Here is a 16,973-nt window from a genome sequence, read left to right on the forward strand (position 1 = left end):
GAGCACAGACCGGTCAGTTGGGGACCCGGATCATCCCTTCCTGCGCGATGCTCGCGACGAGGGTGCCGTCCTGGGCGAACACCCGGGCCGAGCCGAGCCCGCGGCTGCCCTGGGCCGACGACGACGACTGTACGTACAGGAGCCACTCGTCGACGCGCACGTCGCGGTGCCACCACATCGCGTGGTCGAGGCTGGCGATGCTCAGGCCCGGTGTTCGCCAGCTGTGCCCGGACTGTCGCAGGACGGGCTCGAGCATGATCTGGTCGCACGCATAGGCGAGGAGCGCACGGTGGAGGAGCTGGTCGTCGGGGACGGGGCCGCGTGACCGCATCCAGACGAGCTGGTGGTCGGTCCGTTCGACACCGGGCGCGAGGTAGAGCGCTCCGTCGACGTGACGGACGTCGAAGGCGGTCTGCCGCGACCAGAAGTGCGCGATGGGGTGGTCGATACCGGCGAGCACGGCATGCGCCGACTCGACGTCCTCCGGGTCCGGTGCCTCGGGCATCCGCGACGTGTGCTCGATGCCGTCCTGGTCCTCCTGGAACGAGGCGATCATCGAGAGGATCGCCTTCCCACCCTGGTACGCGTGCGTCCGTCGTGCGCTGAACGAGCGTCCGTCCCGGAGCCGCTCGACGGCGAGGTCCACGGGCTGGTGGATGTCACCGGCGCGGAGGAAGTAGCCGTGCATCGAGTGCGGAAGGCGACCGTCGGGCACCGTGGCGCCGGCCGCCAGGAGTGCCTGTGCGAGCACCTGACCGCCGTAGACCCGACCGTGGAGCTGGGGGAGGCTCGGGCCGGAGTAGACGTCTTCGCCGGTCTCGGCGCCGTGGTACTCCAGGCGCAGCACCTCGAGAAGGTACGCCAAGGGGTCACGCTCGATCGCGGCGATGTCGGGCCTCGGCTGGTGGGGTGCAGGATCGGTCACGGTGCTCCTACTCGTCGAACGTGTTGATGAGGGAATGGGCTGCACGCTCGAGGTAGTCCCACAACGTCGCCTCGTGGAGCGGCGCGAGCCCGAGACCGAGAACGGCTGCCCGCATGTGCGCGAGCCAGCGGTCGCGAGCATCGGGGTTCACCTTGTACGGGGCGTGGCGCATGCGCAGTCGTGGGTGCCCGCGCTCCTGGGAGTACGTGGTGGGCCCGCCCCAGTACTGCTCGAGGAACAGCGTGAGCCGCTCCTTCGCCGGGCCGAGGTCTTCCTCGGGATACATCGCGCGCAGCACCTCGTCCTGGGCGACTCCCGTGTAGAAGAGGTCGACGAGCCGGACGAAGGTCTCGTGCCCTCCGACGAGGTCGTAGAACGGGTCGCGCGCGTCAAGGGTCGGGTCGGTCACTGCTCCACTATCCCAAAGAACCGTGGGCTTCCGGTCCCACGCGCGCGGTGCTCTCCCTCACAACGAGGATCGTCGCGAGGTCGATGCGGGTGCTGGGCGGGCTCTCTCCGCGGGCGAGCTGCAGGACGAGACGTGTCGCGTGGTCGGCCATCTCGGACAGCGGCTGGCGGACGGTGGTCAGCGGGGGACCGATCCACTGGGCGACCGGTAGGTCGTCGTACCCGACCACGGACAGGTCCTGGGGCACCCGGAGCCCGAGGTCGGCGGCCGCGCGATACAGACCGAGGGCCTGGAGGTCGCTGCCGGCGAACACGGCGGTCGGGCGGTCGGTGAGGCGCAGCAGCGCGAGACCCACCGCGTACCCGGCCTCGACCGTGAAGTCGCCGTGGCGGAGGAGATCCGGGTCAGGGGTGATGCCCGCGTCCTCCAGCGCCGCGCGGTAGCCGTCCGTGCGCGCGCGGCTGCACCACACGCGTGCCGGGCCCGCGATCATGGCGATCCGGCTGTGTCCGAGGTGCAGCAGGTGCCGGGTCGCGGCGAGACCACCGCTCCAGTTGGCCGCCCCGATCGCCGGGACGTCGCCCGACGGCTCGCCCACCGGGTCGACGACGACGCTGGGGATGTTGCGCGCCTCGAGCTGCCGTCGCTGGGAGGGATCGAGGTCGGAGAAGACGAGGACGACACCGAGCGGTCTGCGGGCGAGAACGCCGTCGAGCCAGTCCTGGCGCGGGGTGGTCGCGCCTCCGCACTCGGAGAGCACGACGCTCACGCCCGTCTCGCGGGCGACCCGCTCGACACCGCGGATGATCTCGACCGCCCAGGCGCTGCTGAGCTCGTGGAAGACGAGATCGATCATCCGGCCACCGACGGTCGGGGAGCCGCGTCGACGACGGTACTGGTGCTCGTCGATGAGGGCCTCGACCCGTGCGCGTGTCGCCGGGGCCACGTCGGCGCGACCGTTGAGCACCTTGGAGACCGTCGGGACCGAGACGCCCGCTGCTTCGGCGATCGTCGAGATGGTCACAGGTGCCGCGTCCATGCCCGCTCGCTCTCGTCGTCTCGTGTGGGGTCAGGCCTGCGTGGATGCTACGCCCGTGCACCGACGTGGACGGCTCTCTGCCGGGCCGACCGGGTGAAGTTCTTGTGCAGGTCGGGCCCGTCCGCAGTCGGTCGCCCCCGCCCGTGGGTGCCTTCGCCGCCGAGGCGGGGAGGTGCGGGCGCCGGCGGGGTCGTTCGTGCGCCGCGAGACGACCACCTGGGCATAGGGCCGCGACCTGCGCCGATGGGCCACGTGCCGTCGCCGCGTCCCGCGCGGGGTGTCAGGCCCGACCAGGCCTGATGCTCGGGTCCCGGAGCGCACGTGAGCGGATGCCGGGGAGCCCGGAGGCGAACGAGGACGCCCCCGGGCTCCGGTGCGCCCGCCGCCCCCGCGGGCGCACCGGGCCCCTCAGGAGGATGCTTGAAGACGACACGGCCGAGCAGGGGGCGGCCGTGCCGGAGGTCGGAGGCCAGGGCCTGCGAGGGAGAGCAGCCCGGCACGACGACGCAGCCCACCACGGTCGCGGCTGCTCCGACGTGCGGCGCCACCGCCGCGATCAGTACCAGGGACGACTACTCTTGATGCCAGTCACCGGTCCACCGATCGATCATCGAGTTCAGGAGCCCCATCCATGAGCAAGGCCCAGCAGATCCTCGCGGCCCTCGGCGGCCAGGTCAACGTCGTCGACCTCGAGCCGTGCATCACCCGACTGCGTGTCGAGGTCACGGACCCCGACCTCGTGGACGAGGCAGGACTCAAGGCGACCGGCGCGTTCGGCGTGGTCCGTTCGGGTCGCGTCGTGCAGGTCATCGTCGGTCCTGAGGCCGACGCGCTCGCTGCGGAGCTCGACGGCCTGCGCTGAGCCGCCCTCAGCGCGGTCGCGCGGCTGTCTCTTCCTCCACCGGCGTCGGCGTGGCGCCCACGTGGTCGTCAGCTGCCTGGCCCGACGACGATGCGTCGTCGTCGGGTCCTGGCCCTGCGGTCCGCGTCGCCAGTGCTGCCGGAGCAGTCACCGTCGGCGGAGCGACGGGCCCGCCCGACGCCTGCTCGTTGATGAGCACCGTCTGCTGGCTGGCCGCGAGGGACACCCCGGCGGCGTCGAGCTCCTCCCGGACCGCCTCGCGCAGGGCGCGCGCCACGCTCCACTGCATCGCCGGGTCCGTCTTCGCCTGGACCTTCATGAGGACCGACTCGGCCGTCAGCGCCTCGATCCCGATGACCTCGGGATCCTCCTGCAGGTACGTGCCGATGATCGGGTCGTTCTTGACCTTCTCGCCCGCGCGCTCGAGCAGCCGGCGCACCAGCGCGATGTCCGTGTCGAAGCGGAGCTGGACGTCGACCACGGCGCGAGCCCACCCCTGCGTGCGGTTGCCGACGCTGACGATCTCGCCGTTACGGATGTACCAGAGGGTCCCGTTGATGTCGCGCACCTTCGTCACCCGCAGCGCCACGGCCTCGACCGTCCCGGAGACAGCTCCGAACGTCACGGTGTCTCCCACGCCGTACTGGTCCTCGAGCAGCATGAAGGTGCCCGAGAGGAAGTCCTTGACCAGGCTCTGCGCGCCGAAGCCGAGCGCGACACCGGCGACACCGGCCGACGCGACGAGCGGCATGATGTTCACCCCGACGTCGGAGAGCATCATGAGCACGACGATCGCGCCGACGACGAGCGTGGTCGTCGACCGCAGGACCGAGCCGATCGTCCGCGCACGCTGCATCCGGCGAGCGGTGGCGACGGGGCTCGAGCGCAAGAGCGCGGAACCGAAGTCCGTCGCGCCCAGCTCGCGCAGCCCCCGGCGGTTCATCAGCGTGCCGTCCGCGATGTGGTCGGTGGCCGCCTTGATGAGGCGGCGCAGGACGAGCAGGACGACGAGACCGACGAGGAGCGTGAGGAGGAGCTTGAGAGGGGTGCCCACGAACCAGGTGAGCCACGAGTCGAGGCTCCCAGGGTCGAACGCCTCGGGCGGGACGTCGGAGTTGATCATGGTCGAAGGCTACCGAGCCGCTGGTCCCTGACGGACGTGCGTCCAGGCTCGCCGAGGCCATCTGCTGCTCGATGCCGCGCTCTCTGGCAGGATTCACACGTGGACCCCGTCGAACACCCAACCCCCTCGCCCGCTCTCGTCGACCTCGCACGTGCCTTCGGCATCTCGCCTGACCACTGGGGGTTCCATGGTGAGAAGCAGGATGTCGCGGCGCACACGCTCGTCGCGGTGCTCGGCGCGATGGGGGTCGACGCCACGACCCCGGAGCGCGTCGACGTCGCCGTGGCGAGCGTCGCAGACGCACCGTGGCGACGGATGCTCCCGCCCACGGTCGTCGTCCGGCAGGGCCGGTCCGTCGAGCTCCCTGTCCACGTGACGAACGGGCTGCCCGTCGAGGTCTGGATCGAGCTGGAGGCACACTCGGGAGTCCGCGAGCTCTCCCAGCTCGACGTGTACACCGAGCCGCGGACCGTCGACGGCCGCTCGATCGGGCGCGCGGTCTTCGAGCTCCCGGACGACCTCCCGCTCGGGTGGCACGAGGTGCGAGCACGCACACCCGACGGCCAGTCCCGTGCGACGCTCGCCGTGACACCGGACCGGCTCGAGCTCCCGTCGACGTTCACCGAGCGACGCACCTGGGGGCTCATGGCCCAGCTGTACTCCGTCCGCTCCCGGCAGTCGTGGGGCGTCGGCGACTTCGCCGACCTCGCCGACCTCGGCTGGCTCGCCGGACGATCCCTCGGCGCCGACTTCCTGCTCATCAACCCGGTCGCAGCGGCCGAGCCGTCAACCCCGATGACGCCGTCCCCCTACCTGCCTTCGAGCCGGCGGTTCGTCAACCCGCTCTACCTGCGCGTCGAGGACATCCGCGAGACGGCGTACCTGTCGGCCGCCGACCGGTCCCTCATCGAGTGGTCCGCCGACGGGGTGCGTGAGATGAGCACCGATCCTGGTCCCATCGACCGCGACTCGGCGTGGGACGCGAAGAAGGTCGCCCTGCGCGTGATCTTCGAGGCCCCGCGCTCGGCCGCACGTGAGACCGCGCTCGCGGAGTTCCGCGCGTCGCAGGGGCGCGGCCTCGAGGACTTCGCCGCCTGGTGCGCGTTCTCGGACTATTTCGCCGGACACGAGTGGCCCGAGGACCTGCACGACCCCACGAGCGCGACGACCGAGGCGCTGCGCGCCGAGCTCGCCGCAGAGATCGACTTCTACTGCTGGTTGCAGTGGGTGGCCGACCTCCAGCTCGAGCACGCACAGCGCGCGGCACTCGACGGCGGGATGTCTCTCGGGATCATGCACGACCTCGCCGTGGGCGTGCACCCCGAGGGTGCGGACGCCTGGGCGCTCGGGAGCGTCCTCGCGAAGGGGATCGGTGTCGGGGCACCGCCCGACATGTACAACCAGCAGGGGCAGAACTGGTCGCAGCCGCCGTGGCACCCGGAGGAGCTCGCCCGGACGGGGTACGCCGCGTTCCGTGACCTGCTGCGGACGATCTTCCGCCACGCGGGCGCGCTGCGCATCGATCACGTCATCGGTCTCTTCCGTCTGTGGTGGATCCCGCAGGGCAACTCCGCCGACCAGGGTGCCTACGTGCGGTACGACCACGACGCGCTCATCGGGATCCTCTGCCTCGAGGCCCACCGCGCCGGTGCGGTCGTCATCGGCGAGGACCTCGGCCTCTTCGAGCCGTGGGTCCGCGACTACCTCACGGAGCGCGGCATCCTCGGCACGTCCGTCCTGTGGTTCGAGAAGGAGGAGGGCGACCGACCGCTCCGGCCCGAGGGCTACCGCCCGCTGGCCCTGACGACCGTGACGACGCACGACCTCCCGCCGACGGCGGGCTACCTCGCAGGGGAGCACGTGGAGATCCGGGAGCGTCTCGGACTGCTCACGGAGCCGTTGGCGCTCGTGCGCCAGCAGGCGCGTCAGGAGCGGGACCAGATGATCCTCGCGCTGGCTGCCCGCGGTCTCGTGGACGACGACCCGTCCGAGCGCGAGCTCGTCGAGGCGCTCCACCGGTACATCAAGGCGACGCCCGCGCTCCTGCTCGGTGTCTCGCTCGCCGACGCGGTCGGCGAGCGCCGGGCCCAGAACCAGCCCGGCACGGACCAGGAGTACCCCAACTGGAAGATCCCGCTGGGGGACTCCTCGGGCAACCCGGTGCTCATCGAGGACCTCCTCGCGAACGCACGGCTCCGGTCGCTCGCTGCGGTCATGAACGACTAGACCGCACACCTCTGCACCCAGACGACCCGCCCGACAGTCTCCGAGGAGCTCTGCAGGGCGGGTCGTCGTGTCAGGTGCGGACCGTCAGGAGCGTGCGTCCACGGCCTGCGCGGCGAGCGCCCGCTCCACCCCGGCGAGGTTCTCGACGACGAGCCGGCGCAGTGCCGGCGCCGCGTCCCGGTGGTCGTCGAGCCACGCCTGCGTCGCGGCCCGGAGCGCCTCGTTCGCCAGAGGAGCGGGGAACAGGTCTTCGACGAGGGTCTCGGCGATGGAGTAGCTGCGCTCCTCCCACAGGCGCTCGATCGCGTCGAAGTACGGCTCGACCAACGGTGCGAGGACCGCGGGGTCGTTCACGTGGAGGAACCCGAGGGTCGTCGCACGGACGATGGCGTTCGGCGCCGTGTCCGCGGTGACCAGGGAGTCGAACGCGGCGCGCTTGGCCTCGGGTGTCGGCAGCGCAGCGGTCGCCCGTGCTGCCGCCTGCTGGCCGTTCGCCGTGCTGTCGGCGGCGAGCGCAGCGTCGATGTCCGCCTGCGTCGCACGGCCACCGACGACGAGGCCTTCCAGGAGCTCCCACCGCAGGTCGGTGTCGACGACGAGACCGGCGAGCTCGAGCGTGCCGTCGACGAGCGACTGGAGCGCGTCGAGGTGCGCGTCCGTGCTGGCGATGCTCGCGAAGTACTTGACGAGCTGGAACTGGGCGTCGGACCCGGCTGCTGCGTCGCGTGCCAGGGACCACAGCGCGTCGCCCACCTCGGCGACCGTGGCGGACCGCTTCGCCGGGTCGACATAGCTGCGGGCGGTGAGCGCGAGCTGCGCGAGGGTCGTGCGGATGGTGGTCGACTCGCTCTCGGTCGCGATGTTCCCGAGGACGAGACGGACGTAGAGGCTGGCAGGCGTCTCGCCGTCGCGCGTCGCGTCCCATGCCGAGCCCCAGACGAGCGAGCGGGCGAGCGGGTCCGAGATGTCGGAGAGGTGCTCGGTGGCGACCGCGAGGGAGGCGTCGTCGAGACGGATCTTGGCGTAGGCGAGGTCGTCGTCGTTGATGAGGACCATCGCCGGTCGCGGACGTCCGACGAGGGCGGGGACGTCGGTGCGGGTCCCGTCGACGTCGAGCTCCTCGCGGTGCGTGCGCACGAGGGCGCCGCTCGCGTCGAGGTCGTAGAAGCCGACCGCGAGGCGGTGGGGACGGATCGTCGGGTAGTCCTGGGGGGCGCTCTGCAGCACGGCGAACGACGTGATGGTCCCGTCCGCGTCGACCTCGATCTCCGGTCGGAGCGTGTTGACGCCCGCGGTCTCGAGCCAGGTCGTCGCCCAGGCGGACAGGTCGCGACCACTCGTGGTCTCGAGCTCGACGAGCAGGTCGGACAGCTCGGTGTTCCCGAACGCGTGCTTCTTGAAGTAGCGGGAGACCCCGGCCATGAACGCGTCGATGCCGACCCACGCGACGAGCTGCTTGAGGACCGATCCGCCCTTGGCGTAGGTGATGCCGTCGAAGTTGACCTGGACGTCCTCGAGGTCGTTGATCGTCGCGACGATCGGGTGCGTCGAGGGGAGCTGGTCCTGGCGGTACGCCCAGCTCTTCTCCATGGCTGCGAACGTCGTCCAGGCGTGGGTCCACTCGGTGGCCTCGGCCGTCGCGAGCGTCGAGGCCCACTCGGCGAAGGACTCGTTGAGCCAGAGGTCGTTCCACCACTTCATCGTCACGAGGTCGCCGAACCACATGTGGGCGAGCTCGTGGAGGATCGTCACGACGCGACGCTCCTTGATCGCGTCGGTGACCTTCGACCGGAAGACGTACGTCTCGGTGAAGGTCACGCACCCGGCGTTCTCCATGGCACCGGCATTGAACTCGGGGACGAACAGCTGGTCGTACTTGTCGAACGGGTACGCGTAGTCGAACTTCTCCTCGTAGAACGCGAAGCCCTCCCGTGTCTTGGCGAAGATGTAGTCGGCGTCGAGGAACTCCGCGAGCGACGCCCGGCAGAACACCCCGAGGGGGACGACCCGGCCGTCGCGGCTCGTGAGCTCGGAGCGCTCGACGACGTACGGCCCGGCGACGAGCGCGGTGATGTAGGACGAGATGCGCGGGGTGGGCTCGAAGGTCCACGTCGCGACGTCGTCGCCGGCCGCGACCGGCGCGGGTGTCGGCTGGTTGCTCACGACGTGCCAGCGGGCCGGTGCGGTGATGGTGAACTGGAACGTCGCCTTGAGGTCGGGCTGCTCGAACACCGCGAAGACGCGGCGTGAGTCGGGGACCTCGAACTGCGTGTAGAGGTAGACCTCGTCGTCGACCGGGTCGACGAACCGGTGGAGACCTTCGCCGGAGTTCGTGTACGCGGCGTCCGCGACGACGAGCAGCTCGTTCTCCGCCTCGAGGTCGGTCAGCGTGACGCGCGAGTCGGCGAACACCGCGGCCGGGTCGAGGTCGCGGCCGTTGAGCCGCACCGTGCGGACGGTGGGGGCGACGAGGTCGATGAACGTCGTCGCGCCGGGTCGCGCCGTGAAGCGGACCGTCGTCGTCGACGCGAAGGTGGTCGGCCCGGTCGTCAGGTCGAGCGCGATCTCGTAGGACTGTGCTGCGACGATGTCGGCACGCTCGATCGCTTCGGTGCGGGTCAGGTTCTGTCCGGGCACGGACGCCTCCTCGGCTCTGAGGGTGCTACCGGGAGAGAGGCCCGCTGGTGAGCGGGTGCACCGTCGAGCACCACGTGTGGTGGCCTGGTCGTGGCCGAGACTGATCATTTCACGTGCTCTCGGGAATGGAGTGCCAGGCAGGCACGTTACGAGTCCCCGGGAGCCCCCCGACGCACGCCGCCGACGCATTGGAGCATCATGACGACCCCTGCCCTCGAGAACTCCGGAACCGTCGCCGACTTCTGGTTCGACCCGCTGTGCCCGTGGGCCTGGATGACGAGCCGCTGGATGGGCGAGGTCGAGCAGGTCCGTGACGTGACCGTGCGCTGGCACGTCATGAGCCTCGCGGTGCTCAACGAGGGGCGTGAGCTCGAGGAGTCCTACCGCAAGGGGCTCGAGGGGGCGATGGGGCCGGTGCGGGTTGTCACGGCTGCGCGCATCGAGCACGGCGAGAACGTCGTCAAGCCGCTCTACGACGCGATCGGCACACGGTTCCACCCGGGTGGCCGCAAGGACCGGCGCGACGCGGTCGCCGAGGCGCTCGCCGAGGTCGGACTGCCGGCGGACCTCATCGAGCACTTCGAGAAGGACACCTACGACGCGGAGGTCCGCGCATCCCACACGGAGGGCATCACGAAGGTCGGTGAGGACGTCGGCACCCCGGTCGTCGCGTTCGACGACGTCGCGTTCTTCGGCCCCGTCGTCACACCCGCCCCCCGGGGGGAGGCCGCCGGCCGACTCTGGGACGGGTGCGTCCTCGTCGCCGGCACTCCCGGGTTCTTCGAGCTCAAGCGCACCCGCACGCAGGGCCCGGTGTTCGACTGATGCCGGACGGCGTCCCGGAGCCCGAACCGGGGCGTACCGGCGTCCCCTGGGGCATCTTCGCAGGGGAGACGCCCGACCTGGCCGCCCGCGTCCGGCAGCTCTTCGAGGCGCACACCCAGCACGTCCTCGCGACCCTGACGATCATCGGCTCGCCACGCGTCAGCGGTGCGGGCGTCGGGTGGTGGGGCGACGAGATGTGGCTCGCTGCACCGACGGGGTCGCCCAAGGCGCGCGACCTCCGCTCCGACGCACGGTTCGCCCTGCACTCCAACCCCGGTGACGGCACCCGCGGCGACGCGAAGGTCGGCGGGCTGGCGGTCGAGCTCGTCGCCGGCGGCGCGCACGACGCCCTCGTCGAGGACGCGGGACTGCGGGAGCCGTCCGACGTGTTCCTCCTGCGGCTGCGCACGGTGCGGCTGGCTCCCGCGGCGCACGACCGGGCGGCGTCCGGCGTCACCCGGTGGCGGCCAGGACACGGCGGGCACCGGCACTGAGACCCGGACTCCCCCCCCGGGACCGGTGGAGGTGTGCGGCGCGCCACCGTGTGGGCGTGCTCTCGCCGGGCATGACATGCTGGGCGTCCGGAGCGGGTGAGACAGCCGTGCTCTGTCCAACCGTGAGGAGCTCGGGATGTCAGGCACGTCGCCCACAGGATCGTCGACCGCGCAGAAGGGTCGGGGCCTCGGACCCGGCCTCATCGCGTTCATCGTCCTCGACGTCCTGCTCGTCGTCTGGGCGATCTGGCTCGGTGTCTCGCTCGGCTCGGACGACCCGGAGGCGTCGGGGGACGCCGAGCCGTCCCCGAGCGTGTCTGCGACGCAGACGCCGGCTCCCGGCGCCGAGCCCTCCGCCGGACCGGAGCCAGGGACCGAGTCGGTGGCGTCGCCGAGCGGCAACATCACGTGCGAGGTCTCGCCGAGCGGCGCCGAGTGCGGGATCGCCACGCTCACGTCGGAGCCGGCCCCCGCCGACGACTGCGACGGCGTCCAGGGTTACGTCGTCTCGCTCACGTCCGAGGGCGTCTCCCTCCCGTGCGTGAGCCCCGACGAGCTCCCCACAGCGGCCGGTGCCGCGGTCGAGGTCCTCGACTACGGCCAGAACATCACCGTGAACAACTTCACGTGCGACAGCACCGAGTCCGGGATGACGTGCACGGACACGAGCACGGGCAAGGGGTTCACCCTCGCCCGTGCCGGTATCACCGAGTTCTGACCTGCTACCAGATCCGCACGCGTTCCTCGGGGGCGAGATAGAGCGCGTCTCCCGGCTGGACGTTGTACGTCGAGTGGAACTCGTCGAGGTTGCGCACGACCCCGTTGCAGCGGAACTCCGCGGGTGAGTGCGGGTCGGTCGCGAGCCGCTGGACTGCCGCCTCGTCGCGCATCTTCGTCTGCCAGACCTGCGCCCAGCTGAGGAACACGCGTTCGGCACCGGTGAGTCCGTCCACGACGGGTGCCGAGGACAGCTCCGTCCCGAGGGCGAGCCGGTAGGCCTTGAGCGCGATCGAGAGCCCGCCGAGGTCGCCGATGTTCTCGCCGATGGTCAGAGCACCGTTGACCGGGTGCTCCGGGCCGAGCTGCGCCGGGTGGAAGGCGTCGTACTGGTCGACGAGGGACGTCGTCCGCTTCTCGAACTCTGCGCGGTCGGAGCTCGTCCACCAGTCCTCGAGCCGCCCCGCACCGTCGTACTTCGAGCCCTGGTCGTCGAAGCCGTGGCCGATCTCGTGCCCGATGACTGCCCCGATGCCGCCGTAGTTGGCCGCGTCGTCGACCCTGGGGTCGAAGAACGGCGGCTGGAGGATCGCTGCAGGGAAGACGATCTCGTTCATCGACGGGTTGTAGTAGGCGTTCACCGTCTGCGGTGTCATGTGCCACTCGTCGCGGTCGATCGGTTTGCCGATCTTGCCCAGCTCGCGGTCGAGGTCGAACGCGTTGGACCGGCGGACGTTCCCGAGGAGGTCGTCGGGCTCGACGACGAGGGCCGAGTAGTCCCGCCACCGGACCGGGTATCCGACCTTGGGCGTGAAGGCGGCGAGCTTCGCGAGGGCCTTGGTCTTCGTCTCCTGGCCCATCCACTCGAGCCCGACGATCGACTCGCGGTACGCCTCGATGAGGTTCTTCACGAGGACGTCCATGCGCTCCTTGTGGCTGCGCGGGAAGTGCCGCTCGACGTAGACCTCGCCGACGGCCTCGCCGAGAGCACCCTCGACGAGGGAGACGCCTCGCTTCCAGCGCAGCCGCACCTCCTGGGCGCCGGACAGCGTCCGCCCGTAGAAGTCGAAGTTCGCCTCGACGACCGCCTCGGAGAGGTACGGCGCACGGGCCGAGACGAGGTGGTACGCGGCCCACGTCTTCCAGTCGTCGAGGGGCTCGCTCTGCCAGAGGGACGCGAAGCCCTGGAAGAACTCCGGCTCCCGGACCACGACGTCGTCGAACGCCTTCGCCGGGGCCCCGACCGCCATGGTCCAGGACCGCCAGTCGAAGCCGGGCGCGGTCTCGGTGAGGGCGTGCAGCGTCGTCGGGTTGTACGTGAGCTCCGAGTCGCGGTCGCGGACGACGTCCCAGTGGTGACCGGCGAGCTTCGTCTCGAGAGCGAGGACACGCTCGGCGGCGTCGGGCGCTGCCTCGGCGGTGGCGACCTCGGCCAGCTCGAGCATCCGTGCCACGTGCGCGACGTACTTCGTGCGGATCTCGGCGTACTTCTCGTCGCGGTAGTAGGACTCGTCGGGCAGCCCGAGGCCGGCCTGGTACAGGTAGACGACGTATTTCTCGGGGTCCTTGGCGTCGTTGTCGACCCAGAACCCGAACGCGCCGGCGCCACCGGTCCGCTGGAGCGCACCGAGAGCACCCGTGAGCTCGGCCTGGGACGTCGCACCCGCGAGGAGACCGAGGTCCGGTGCCAGCGGCTCCACGCCGAGCGTCTCGACGCGGTCGGTGTCCATGAAGCTCGCGTAGAGAGCGCCGATCTGTGCCGAGACCCCGGTGAGCCCGTCCTGGTCGGCGAGCTCCTCGATGATCTCGCGGACGTGCACCTCCGCCTCGTCGTGGAGGACGCGGAACGCTCCGTCCGCGGCACGGTCCGCCGGGATCTCGTGGGTGTCGAGCCAGGTCCCGTTCACATGGCGGTAGAGGTCGTCCTGAGGACGGACCGCCTCGTCGATCGCGGCGAGGTCGATCCCGGACCGGGTGCTGGGAGCAGCCCCGGCGGTGTCAGCTGTAGTCATACGTCACAGGTTAGGCGGTGCACCCGACACCGCGCGTCCGCTGGCCGACCCCGCACAGAGGTCCTCGATGCGGATGCGGCATGATGGGCCCATGCGCGTTCACATTGCCTCTGACCATGCCGGATTCGAGCTGAAGACCTTCCTCGTCGACCACCTGCGTGAGGGGGGTCACGACGTCGTGGACCACGGCGCGCACGGCTTCGACGCCCAGGACGACTACCCGTCCTTCTGCTTCGCCGCGGGCGAGGCCGTCGTGGCCGAGCCCGGGTCGCTCGGTGTGGTCATCGGCGGCTCCGGCAACGGAGAGCAGATCGCCGCGAACAAGGTGACGGGTGTCCGGGCGGCGCTCGCCTGGAACCTCGACACCGCACGCCTCGGACGCCAGCACAACGACGCGAACGTCGTCTCGATCGGAGCCCGGCAGCACACCCCCGAGGAGGCAGCCTCGTTCGTGGACGCCTTCCTCGCCGAGCCGTTCAGCGGCGACGCCCGGCACCAGCGCCGGATCGACCAGCTCGCGACGTACGAGTCACGCCGCTGACGCAGGCGGTCGCGCACGATGCCTGAGGGCCACACCGTCCATCGACTGGCCACGACGTTCGACCAGCTCTTCCACGGCCAGCGGCTCGCCGTGTCGAGTCCTCAGGGGCGCTTCGCCGCCGGTGCCGCCCGCCTGGACGGACGGGTGCTCGTCGCGAGCGAGGCGTGGGGCAAGCAGATGTTCCTCGGCTTCGCCCAGGACGCAGGTACGGCGGACGGTGACGACGTGCGCTGGCTCCGCGTCCACCTCGGCCTCTACGGGGCATGGACCTTCGCGGGAGACCCGGGCTCCGACGTGGTCCACGCGATCGGCGCACCCCGGCGCCGGGTGGGAGAGAGCGAGGTGACGTCCGACGCGTCCGACGCGTCCGACGGGACGTGGCAGCCGCCCGCACCGCGGGGCCAGGTCAGGGTGCGGATGACCACGGAGCGCGCCAGCGCGGACCTCACGGGGCCGACCGCGTGCGAGGTCGTCACGGCGGCCGAGAAGGCCGCCGTCCAGGCGCGGCTGGGGCCGGACCCCCTGCGGGACGATGCGGACCCCGAGGCGTTCGTCGCCGCGCTCACGCGCTCCAGGAGCAGCGTGGCGCTCCTGCTCATGAACCAGGAGGTGCTCGCCGGGGTCGGCAACATCTACCGGGCGGAGTCGCTGTACCGCGCGAGGCTCGACCCGAGGACGCCCGGGACGGCGGTTCCCCGTGAGACGGCGCTCGAGCTCTGGGCCGATCTCGTCGATCTCATGCACGACGGGGTCCGTGTGGGAGCGATCGTCACGACGCGGGTCGAGGATCGCGGCGAGGTGCCCGGAGGGAGCCTGCCCGACGTCCCGTCCGTGCGGGCCCGCCGTCGGACGAGACAGAACACCGACGGCCTCCCTGGTGCGGTCCCGCACGACGAGGCGTTCTACGTCTACCATCGCGACGGCTTGCCCTGCAGGATCTGTGGCACGACGATCGCCCTCGCCGAGCTCGGCGGACGCACGCTGTACTGGTGCCCGCGGTGCCAGGCGTCGTAGGCAGACCGGTGGACGAGGAGTACATGGAGGCGGTACTCGACGTCGTCGGGGAGATCCCGGCGGGCCGTGCGATGACGTACGGCGGCGTCGCCGAGGTCGTCGGGCAGGTGCTCGGCCGCGGAGGTCCGCGTCAGGTGGGCCAGGTCCTCAGCCGCGCGGGGTCGGGAGTCCCGTGGTGGCGCGTGGTCAACGCGGCGGGCGCGCCGCCACGGCACCACCACGCGTCGGCGATCGAGCGGCTGCGAGCCGACGGGTGCCCGCTCGTCGCCGACGGTACGCGGGTCGACCTGCGTGCCGCCGTGCACCGGCCGGTCTGAACCGGCCGGGCAGGTGCCTCAGCGGGTCGGGGCGAGCGCGCCCGCGACCGCGCGGAGGGCGGTGGCGTCGCCCTGGACGATGATCGTCGTGACCGCGGTGTCCTCCCACGCACGCAGGTCCTCTCGGATCTTCTCTGCGGGCCCGACGAGCGCGATGTCCTCGACGAGGGCCGTCGGTACGGCCGCGGCGGCCTCGTCGCGACGGCCGGCGCGGTAGTGCGCCTCGATCTCGTCGCACGCGTCGGAGTATCCGAGCCGGTCGACGGCGTTGCGGTGGAAGTTCGCACCCTTGGCGCCCATGCCTCCGATGTAGAGCGCGAGGAAAGGACGCACCGCATCGGCAGCCTTCTCGACGTCGTCGTGGACGACGACGGGCACGGTCGCCGACACCTCGAAGTCTGCGGGCGCGGACCGTTCGGGGGAGCGGAGCGCGAATCCTTCGGCGAGGTTCGCACGGAAGTCGGCGTCGAGGCGGGGTGCGTAGAAGAGCGGCAGCCACCCGTCGGCGATCTCGGCGGCGAGCGCGATGTTCTTCGGTCCCTCGGCGGCGAGGTGGATGGGGAGGTCTGCGCGCAGCGGGTGGACGGTCGAGCGCAGGGCCTTGCCGACCCCTGTGATCGGGCGACCGCCAGCGGCCTCGGCCGTGAGCGGCAGGGTGTAGAAGGATCCGTCGTAGCTCACCGGTCGCTCGCGGGCGATGACCTGACGCACGATCTCGATGTACTCGCGGGTCCGGGCGAGGGGGCGGGGGTACGGCTGGCCGTACCAGCCCTCGACCACCTGCGGGCCGGAGACGCCGAGGCCCATGATGAACCGGCCGCCCGAGAGGTGGTCGAGGGTGATCGCGGCCATCGCGGCGGCTGTCGGGGTGCGTGCGGACATCTGCATGACGGCGGTGCCCAGCCTGATCCGGCGGGTCGAAGCACCCCACCAGGCCAGGGGGGTGAGGGCGTCGGACCCGTACGCCTCGGCCGTCCACACGGAGTCGGCGCCGAGCTCGTCCGCCTGACGGACGGCGTCGGCGATCCCGGGTGGTGGGCCGGCAGACCAGTAGCCGGTGTGAACTCCGATGCGCATATGGATCCTCGTCGTTGAGGTGGGCAGGGACGGTCGGCAACATGAGACTGCCGGTACTACGTACTTGCCCGAGCCTACTAGATGAAGATCGCGGGGTCCTCGCAGTGCTCGACCGTCGGCGACGACGCCGGGCGGGTCTTGACCTTCGCGGGGACACCGACAGCCACCTCCCCGGCCGGCACGTCCTTGACGACGACGGCGTTGGCGCCGATCTGTGCGTCGTCGCCGACCCAGACGGCGCCGAGCACCTTGGCGCCAGCGCCGACGACGACGCGGTCGCCGAGCGTGGGGTGGCGCTTGCCGTGGGTCATGGACCGGCCGCCGAGCGTCGTGCCGTGGAAGAGCGTCACGTCGTCACCGACGACGGCGGTCTCGCCGATGACGACGCCCATCCCGTGGTCGATGAAGAGCCGGCGACCGATCGTCGCGGCCGGGTGGATCTCGATGCCGGTGGCCGCGCGGGTCGCCTGGGAGAGGAGGCGCGCCGGGAGGCGCAGGCCGGGGTGCCGCCACATCCGGTGGGCGAGCCGGTGCGCCCAGAGCGCGTGCACGCCGGGATAGGCGAGGGCGACCTCGAGCACGCTGCGCGCGGCCGGGTCGCGGTCGCGCGCAGCCTCCAGGTCCTCCCGCAGGAGCTGCCGTGCGGCTGATACTCGTGACATGCGGTGGGTGTCCTGTCGGTGTGTGCGGTGCGGAGGGCGCCGGAGCGGCGAAGGATCGCGGTGGGGGGGGGGGGGGGGGGGGGGGGGGGGGCG

Annotated in this window: 16 protein-coding genes; 8 read left to right on the plus strand and 8 right to left on the minus strand. The window is 71.3% G+C overall.

The window, feature by feature from the left end; translation table 11 throughout:
- Window positions 1-13 precede the first annotated feature (13 nt).
- The 3 genes from ABKW26_RS09115 to ABKW26_RS09125 are packed head-to-tail and all read right to left on the minus strand — an operon-like array spanning window position 14 to window position 2,373.
- Complete coding sequence (locus ABKW26_RS09115; protein WP_348592897.1) at window positions 14-925, minus strand: acyl-CoA thioesterase II; 912 nt, start codon at window positions 923-925, stop codon at window positions 14-16.
- A 7-nt stretch (window positions 926-932) separates the two neighbouring features.
- Window positions 933-1,334, minus strand: a complete 402-nt coding sequence (locus ABKW26_RS09120) for a globin (RefSeq protein WP_348592899.1) — start codon at window positions 1,332-1,334, stop codon at window positions 933-935.
- Between the two features lie 7 nt (window positions 1,335-1,341).
- Complete coding sequence (locus ABKW26_RS09125; protein WP_348592901.1) at window positions 1,342-2,373, minus strand: LacI family DNA-binding transcriptional regulator; 1,032 nt, start codon at window positions 2,371-2,373, stop codon at window positions 1,342-1,344.
- 526 nt (window positions 2,374-2,899) lie between these two features.
- Here ABKW26_RS09125 and ABKW26_RS09130 point away from each other — a divergent pair.
- The gene (locus ABKW26_RS09130) at window positions 2,900-3,235 is read left to right on the plus strand and encodes a PTS glucose/sucrose transporter subunit IIB (RefSeq protein WP_348592930.1); all 336 of its coding nucleotides are present in this window, start codon (window positions 2,900-2,902) and stop codon (window positions 3,233-3,235) included.
- 7 nt (window positions 3,236-3,242) lie between these two features.
- Here ABKW26_RS09130 and ABKW26_RS09135 read toward each other — a convergent pair whose 3' ends face one another.
- Window positions 3,243-4,358: a mechanosensitive ion channel family protein gene (locus ABKW26_RS09135; protein ID WP_348592903.1), complete on the minus strand. Its 1,116-nt coding sequence runs from the start codon at window positions 4,356-4,358 to the stop codon at window positions 3,243-3,245.
- Window positions 4,359-4,457: 99 nt separating this feature from the next.
- Between ABKW26_RS09135 and malQ the strand changes: the two genes are divergently transcribed.
- Entirely contained in the window at window positions 4,458-6,584 is a 2,127-nt protein-coding gene (malQ, locus tag ABKW26_RS09140) for a 4-alpha-glucanotransferase (protein WP_348592905.1), read from the plus strand.
- A gap of 84 nt (window positions 6,585-6,668) precedes the next feature.
- Here malQ and pepN read toward each other — a convergent pair whose 3' ends face one another.
- Entirely contained in the window at window positions 6,669-9,221 is a 2,553-nt protein-coding gene (gene pepN / locus ABKW26_RS09145; protein WP_348592907.1) for an aminopeptidase N, read from the minus strand.
- 198 nt (window positions 9,222-9,419) lie between these two features.
- Here pepN and ABKW26_RS09150 point away from each other — a divergent pair, with 198 nt between their 5' ends.
- The 3 genes from ABKW26_RS09150 to ABKW26_RS09160 all read left to right on the plus strand — a co-directional run bounded on the left by ABKW26_RS09150 (window position 9,420) and on the right by ABKW26_RS09160 (window position 11,258).
- Window positions 9,420-10,046: a DsbA family protein gene (locus tag ABKW26_RS09150; protein ID WP_348592909.1), complete on the plus strand. Its 627-nt coding sequence runs from the start codon at window positions 9,420-9,422 to the stop codon at window positions 10,044-10,046.
- Complete coding sequence (locus ABKW26_RS09155) at window positions 10,046-10,540, plus strand: hypothetical protein (RefSeq protein WP_348592911.1); 495 nt, start codon at window positions 10,046-10,048, stop codon at window positions 10,538-10,540. Before ABKW26_RS09150 ends, ABKW26_RS09155 begins: the two co-directional genes overlap by 1 nt.
- Window positions 10,541-10,676: 136 nt before the next feature.
- On the plus strand, window positions 10,677-11,258 hold the full coding sequence (locus tag ABKW26_RS09160) for a hypothetical protein (protein ID WP_348592913.1): 582 nt from the start codon (window positions 10,677-10,679) through the stop codon (window positions 11,256-11,258).
- 4 nt (window positions 11,259-11,262) lie between these two features.
- On the opposite strand, the gene ABKW26_RS09165 is transcribed toward ABKW26_RS09160, so the two are convergent.
- Window positions 11,263-13,269, minus strand: a complete 2,007-nt coding sequence (locus tag ABKW26_RS09165; RefSeq protein ID WP_348592915.1) for a M13-type metalloendopeptidase — start codon at window positions 13,267-13,269, stop codon at window positions 11,263-11,265.
- A 91-nt stretch (window positions 13,270-13,360) separates the two neighbouring features.
- Here ABKW26_RS09165 and ABKW26_RS09170 point away from each other — a divergent pair, with 91 nt between their 5' ends.
- From ABKW26_RS09170 to ABKW26_RS09180, 3 genes are read left to right on the plus strand one after another with little or no spacing between them, the layout of a single operon-like run.
- The gene (locus ABKW26_RS09170) at window positions 13,361-13,810 is read left to right on the plus strand and encodes a ribose-5-phosphate isomerase (protein ID WP_348592917.1); all 450 of its coding nucleotides are present in this window, start codon (window positions 13,361-13,363) and stop codon (window positions 13,808-13,810) included.
- A gap of 18 nt (window positions 13,811-13,828) precedes the next feature.
- On the plus strand, window positions 13,829-14,824 hold the full coding sequence (locus ABKW26_RS09175) for a zinc finger domain-containing protein (protein ID WP_348592919.1): 996 nt from the start codon (window positions 13,829-13,831) through the stop codon (window positions 14,822-14,824).
- A 23-nt stretch (window positions 14,825-14,847) separates the two neighbouring features.
- A complete protein-coding gene (locus tag ABKW26_RS09180; protein WP_348592921.1) occupies window positions 14,848-15,141 on the plus strand; it encodes an MGMT family protein in 294 nt (97 codons plus the stop codon).
- A gap of 18 nt (window positions 15,142-15,159) precedes the next feature.
- Here ABKW26_RS09180 and ABKW26_RS09185 read toward each other — a convergent pair whose 3' ends face one another.
- Both ABKW26_RS09185 and epsC read right to left on the minus strand, forming a co-directional pair.
- Window positions 15,160-16,218, minus strand: coding sequence for an LLM class F420-dependent oxidoreductase (locus ABKW26_RS09185; protein ID WP_348592923.1), 1,059 nt, complete (start codon window positions 16,216-16,218; stop codon window positions 15,160-15,162).
- 77 nt (window positions 16,219-16,295) lie between these two features.
- Window positions 16,296-16,880 carry a serine O-acetyltransferase EpsC gene (epsC, locus tag ABKW26_RS09190; protein WP_348592925.1) on the minus strand — a complete coding sequence of 195 codons (585 nt, stop codon included), beginning with the start codon at window positions 16,878-16,880 and terminating at the stop codon, window positions 16,296-16,298.
- Window positions 16,881-16,973 lie beyond the last annotated feature (93 nt).

Origin of the sequence: Sanguibacter sp. 25GB23B1 (assembly GCF_040012415.1) — a bacterium.
Taxonomy (GTDB): domain Bacteria; phylum Actinomycetota; class Actinomycetes; order Actinomycetales; family Cellulomonadaceae; genus Sanguibacter.